The organism is uncultured Campylobacter sp. (assembly GCF_938030815.1).
Classification (GTDB): domain Bacteria; phylum Campylobacterota; class Campylobacteria; order Campylobacterales; family Campylobacteraceae; genus Campylobacter_B.
Map to the genome: position 1 here is coordinate 1 of NZ_CALHII010000147.1, position 5,492 is coordinate 5,492.

4 protein-coding genes and 1 tRNA gene are annotated in these 5,492 nt (G+C 49.9%); 4 read left to right on the forward strand and 1 reads right to left on the reverse strand.

All coding sequences use genetic code 11. The features are described from left to right. Positions 1-65: 65 nt before the first annotated feature. Positions 66-1,601 (reverse strand): hemagglutinin repeat-containing protein, encoded by a 1,536-nt coding sequence (locus tag Q0277_RS05630; protein ID WP_297996358.1) that lies wholly within the window; start codon positions 1,599-1,601, stop codon positions 66-68. An 878-nt stretch (positions 1,602-2,479) separates the two neighbouring features. Here Q0277_RS05630 and Q0277_RS05635 point away from each other — a divergent pair. From Q0277_RS05635 to Q0277_RS05650, 4 genes are all read left to right on the forward strand, one after another. After that, positions 2,480-2,556, forward strand: a tRNA-Arg gene (locus Q0277_RS05635). A gap of 64 nt (positions 2,557-2,620) precedes the next feature. Continuing rightward, positions 2,621-3,667 (forward strand): agmatine deiminase family protein, encoded by a 1,047-nt coding sequence (locus tag Q0277_RS05640; RefSeq protein WP_297996360.1) that lies wholly within the window; start codon positions 2,621-2,623, stop codon positions 3,665-3,667. After that, positions 3,633-4,805 (forward strand): carbon-nitrogen hydrolase, encoded by a 1,173-nt coding sequence (locus Q0277_RS05645; RefSeq protein WP_297996362.1) that lies wholly within the window; start codon positions 3,633-3,635, stop codon positions 4,803-4,805. Before Q0277_RS05640 ends, Q0277_RS05645 begins: the two co-directional genes overlap by 35 nt. Positions 4,806-5,082: 277 nt before the next feature. Beyond that, positions 5,083-5,492 (forward strand): type II secretion system protein (locus tag Q0277_RS05650; RefSeq protein WP_297996365.1); only part of this gene is annotated, 410 nt, incomplete at its 3' end.

Here is a 5,492-nt window from a genome sequence, read left to right on the forward strand (position 1 = left end):
TTAAAGTGAGTGCGCAAAGCCATCTGAAGGCGATGTGTTTGAACCTGTTGAAAGCCGCCAACAGGCTAAGTGTGCCTGTTGCCGCCTAAAAGGCGCGGCCCGGATGCCTGATTATCAGGTATCCGGGGAGGATTAAGGGGGCACTTGGGTAAAATCAGGAGGTATTGGGGGAGAGAAACAGCCGAAAACCTGTGTTTGGGTTTCGGCTGTTGTTGTTTTTCCAGCTCTTCGGCTGCCGCTTTGGCACGGTTGCCCCTATAGGTGCCGACGGCACTGTGGATGGCGGCAGTCGATTGGGCAATGGTTTGCTGTTTGTCGAGTAGGTTTTGCAGATCGGGAACGCTGTCGGCACCGTGATGGGCAGTGGTCGAATCGGTATGGATGCCGAGAGCGCGGGCACTGGTCTGCCGGCCGTCGATGGTGATGTTGCCTTCGCTGAGCAGCGAGCGGGTATAGCCTTGGCTGTCGCCGCTTTCATGCTGCGGCAGGGTGGGGCTGTAGTTGAGGCCTTTGTTCATGTTCTGGCCGGCGGTTTGGGACGCACGGCCGAAGGCGCTTTGATTGAAGCCGTCGCTGCCTTTCAGGCTGCCGCCATAACCGGCACCGATGCCCATGCTTTGGGCACTGTAGCTGCTTTCGTTGCGGATGTCTTCGAAGCTGAAACTGCGGGCGGTGAGTTCGTTGTGGTCTTTGTCTGCGGTAGAAGCGATGGCGCCGCCTTTGAGTCGGACGCTGTCGGCGGTGATGTGGTAGCCGCCTTCGCCGGCAAAGAGACCGCTCTGGCTGCCGACGCTGCGGCTGTAGCCGCTGGCTTTGCTTTGGTTGTAGTTGCCGGATACGTTCCATGCGGTACCAAGGGCAACTTGGGCACGGATGCCGCCGCCGCTTTGTTTGCTTTCCTGTTCGACAGTGTCCTGTGGGCTTTCGATGTGCAGTGTGCCGCCGACTTCAGCGTCGATGCGTTTTGCATGGGCTTGGGCACCGTTCAGCACGGTATTGCCCTTGCTGCTGAGCTGCAGTTTGTCGGACTGCAGCAGGGTGTTTTGATGGGTTTGGCTGTCCGAACGGTTTTTGCCTTTGCCGTAGGCGGCTTCGGCATAGATATAGACGCCGGTTTGGGCACCAACGGAAACCCCGACGCCGACTTGTACGCCGGCATTGCGGTTTTTGCCGTCCTGATGTTGGCTGTCTTGGGCGGAGAGCAGCCGGATGTCGCGCGCGGAATCGAGGCGGATGGTGTCGCCCGCAGTAATGTTGCTGCCTTGGACGGTAATGTCGCCCTCGCGGCTGCGGATATTGATGTCGCCGCCAGCTTTCAGGCTGCTTTCGCGGCTTTGGCGGTAGTGTTGGTTTTGCTCTTTGCTGGCGGTTTTAAAGCCGAAGCCGGCTTCGACGGACAAGAGGACGGCACCTTGCTGTCCGGTTTGGTTTTTAAGGGCGTCGGCCACTTTGCCGACGCCATCGGCCAGTTGGTAGGCTTGGGCACCGGCGGCTAGACCCTGCAGGGCGCGGGTGCGGTTGTCGGCTTTGCAATCTTGCAATTTTTTGATGATTTTATTGAAATGTTCTTTATCATACGCCAAATCTCGTGTCATTGTCATATATTTTATTACCTCGTTTATATCTAAAGAGTAATAAAAATGGGTTATTGCACAGAGCAAACAAGAATCCCCTATCTTACCTACCTCGCAAGCTCTTATTAATCGCTTTAATCCAGTTTCGATCTTATTTGTTTTAACTAAAATTTCTCCGGACAAGCTGCATGCTAATAAATTTTCAATTTGATCTTTTTCAAAGCAACGCTTATCCGCGATACTTAATAAATTCTGACAAGCGCTATATCTCCCATCGCCGAAACCGCACTCCTTTATAAGTCGCGAAATTTCTAGTGAATAAATTTTGTCACAATCATCGTAAATATGGGAAGTAACACAGCGACCGACCACATTCGCGTGTTCTCTTGCGGGTAGCTTCAAAAACTCGTCGCTTAAAATTTTAATTCCCGCGGAATTTTGTCCTTATGCCTCACTCGGCCCCGTATCTTGCATCGCAAAAGCAGCCCCGCTAAAACCGAGCCACAGCGCAAACGCCAAAAATACTCGCTTCATTTTCTCTCCTTGTTCATTTTATTATTCGCTTATGATACCTAAAAAGCGATAAATTTTATTTATTTTACGCAGGATTTGGGCTGCAAGGTCGTAAATTTTTAAGACATTTTAAATTTGCCTCGCGGAATTTTAAGTAGGATAAATTTTAAATTCCAAAATGCAATCCTTAAGCAAGTTAAATTTCGGCGCGATACAAGGTAAATTTGAGTAGGCTAAAATTCTTGCACGTTGGAATTTAAAAGAAAAACTAGGCGTCGCGATCTGGCAAACACAAAAATGCGAAGCTAAAATTTATCGCATGTCGAAATTTAAACCGCCTTTTTGGCTAAATTTAAGCTAAAAACGCTATAATCCCGTTTCTTTTATTTCGTGCGCTCGTAGCTCAGCTGGATAGAGCATTTGATTGCGGTTCAAAAGGTCGGGGATTCGAATTCCTCCGGGCGCACCATCCACAAATATCTTTTTAAACCGACCTTCGCTATAATCCGTGAAATTTTAATCTTGGAGCAAAAATGAGAGCATTCGCCGAATGGGAAGAGCAAGAGGCGCTTTTGGCGTCTTTGCCGCACGCAGGTACCGACTGGGCGCCGTATTTAGGCGAGATACGGGCGGCTTACCGCGACTTTATCGCTGCTGCAGCGAGGTTTGAGCCGGTCGTCGCGATCGCGCCGAGCCGCGAGGATTTTGAGCAAATTTGCGGCGGCTTAGCAAACGTCAGCTTCGCACAAATCGACACCGATGATACATGGATCCGCGATTACGGAGCGATCGACGTGGAGGAGGGCGGCAAAATCACGGGACTAAATTTTCGTTTCAACGCCTGGGGCGGCAAGTTTGCAAGCGCCAAGGACGATGCGTTAAATTCCAAGCTTTACGCCGCGAGCGCCCGTCTGCTGCGAGACGTGGATCTGATCTTAGAAGGCGGCAGCGTCGATTTTGACGGCGCGGGCACGATGCTAACTACTAGCGCGTGTTTGCTGAATGAAAATCGCAATTCCCTTAGCAAGGCCGAGTTGGACGCGCGGCTGCGTGAAATTTTCGGGCTAAGAAACATAATCTGGCTCGAGAACGGCTTTATAAAGGGCGACGACACCGATAGCCACGTCGATACCCTCGCGCGCTTTCTAAACCCGCGCACTGTGGCTATTTCGTCGTGCGACGATCCGAGCGATCTGCACTATGCAGAGCTTGGCGCGATGAGGAATGAAATTTCATCGCTCGGATACGACGTGATCGAACTGCCGATCCCGCGCGCGATCTTTTATCGGGGGCGCAGGCTGCCCGCGACTTACGCAAATTTCGTATTTTTAAACGGCGCGCTCATCGTGCCTACCTACGCAGACCCCGCAAATCCGCGCGATCAAAACCACACGGCGGACGAGCTGGCGCTCTCGCGTCTGCGTGCGGCGTGCACGGATCGCGAAGTAGTGGGAGTGAACGCACGCGTTTTCATCCGCCAAAACGGCTCGCTGCACTGCTCGTGTATGAATAAATTCGGCTTTAAATTTAGACCTAAGGAAAAATATGAAAATTTTAAAAGTTGGGCTGATTTCGCATAAATTTGAAGGTACCAAGGCGCGCACGATAGCGCATAGTATCGAGCTCATCGCGCGCGCAGCGGTGAAAGGTGCGCAGTTAATCGTTTTGCAAGAGCTTCATCAGACGCATTATTTTTGCCAGCGCGAAAATACCGAAAATTTTGACTACGCGCAGGATTTCGAGCGCGATTTGCGGCTGTGGAGCGAGGTGGCGAAGAGATTTGGCGTCGTGCTGGTAAGCTCGCTTTTTGAGCGCCGCGCCGCGGGGCTGTATCACAACACCGCCGTGGTCTTCGAGCGCGACGGCAGGATCGCCGGCAAGTACCGCAAGATGCACATACCCGACGATCCGCAGTTTTACGAAAAATTTTATTTCACGCCTGGCGATCTGGGCTTTGAGCCCATAGATACGAGCGTGGGACGGCTCGGCGTGCTGGTGTGCTGGGATCAGTGGTATCCCGAGGCGGCGCGCGCGATGGCGCTACGCGGTGCCGAGCTACTCATATATCCGACCGCGATCGGGTGGTTTGATGGCGACGGCGAGGACGAAAAAGCGCGTCAGCTGGAGGCCTGGGTCGCGGTACAGCGCGGGCATGCGGTGGCAAACTCCCTGCCCGTAATCGCCGTAAATCGCGTGGGCTTTGAAAGCGCCGCGCTTAGCGAGGTCTCGCCAGATGAAATTTTATCTGGAGGCGAAGCAAATTTGAATGTGCGCGATAAAATTTTGCGCTCCGCGGATACGGGCGGCGAGAGTAAAATTTTAAGCGAGGGCGGAATTTTATCCTTTAATAATGGGGCGCTAACGGATAGCGGCAAAATGGCGATCGGCAGCGAAATTTTGCCCGCAAAGGATGAGGCGGCACGAGAAAATTTAAAAATTTCGATAGAGATTAAATTTAACGGCGAAACTTTAGAGGTGCTGCCGAATAAACAGCGCGTAGATCAGCTTGCCAGCGAAGATGGGATTAGGTTTTGGGGCAATAGCTTTGTTTTTGGCGCACAGGGCGAACAGCTGTTTCGCGCAAATAGCACCGATGAGCTATGCGAAGTCGTAACCATCGATATGCAAAGATGCGAAAACATGCGTCGCTGGTGGCCGTTTTTGCGAGATAGACGCGTGGAAGAGTATGTAATTCTCACGAAAAAATACGGGCTGTAGTATCCTGTATCTCGAATAGACATATGGTTTATCGCGTGATGGACGAAAATGAAAGCAAATAATTTTTATGGTATCAATGTGCAGAGTCGCCACTACAATACATTAATAGACCAAATGGATTTAAAATTTTGATTTTACAATGCCCGCAAAATCGAGCTTTGTAAATAAATTGTAAAAAATTTGCTAAAAACTATTGACAATTTTTAAATTTTTCTCTATAATTACGCCAAGTTTCGCATATAGGTATGCGGAATGAATTTTATTTAAGGAGTAAACCATGAAAAAAGGTTTTACTATGATCGAGTTGATCTTCGTTATCGTTATTTTAGGTATTTTGGCAGCTGTTGCTATTCCAAGACTTGCAGCTACTCGTGATGATGCTGAGGTTTCTAAGGCAGCTACAAATATTCAAACATTGGTAAGCGATTTGGGTGCTTATTACACTTCACAAGGTAACTTTAGCACAACTTATAAAGAGATGTCAAATGTTGCTAACCCTGTAATGGCAAAAGGTTCCAATTGTTTTGAAGTAAAGACTAGTGCTACCGATATAGATGGTGCAAACGGTACTATTACAGCAGAAGTTCATAATGATACTGGACTTTGCACAGAGGTATGGAAGATGCCTGGCTTAAAGCAAGTTGCTGATCAAATTGGAAATACTAAAAAGCTTAAATTTGGCGGTAA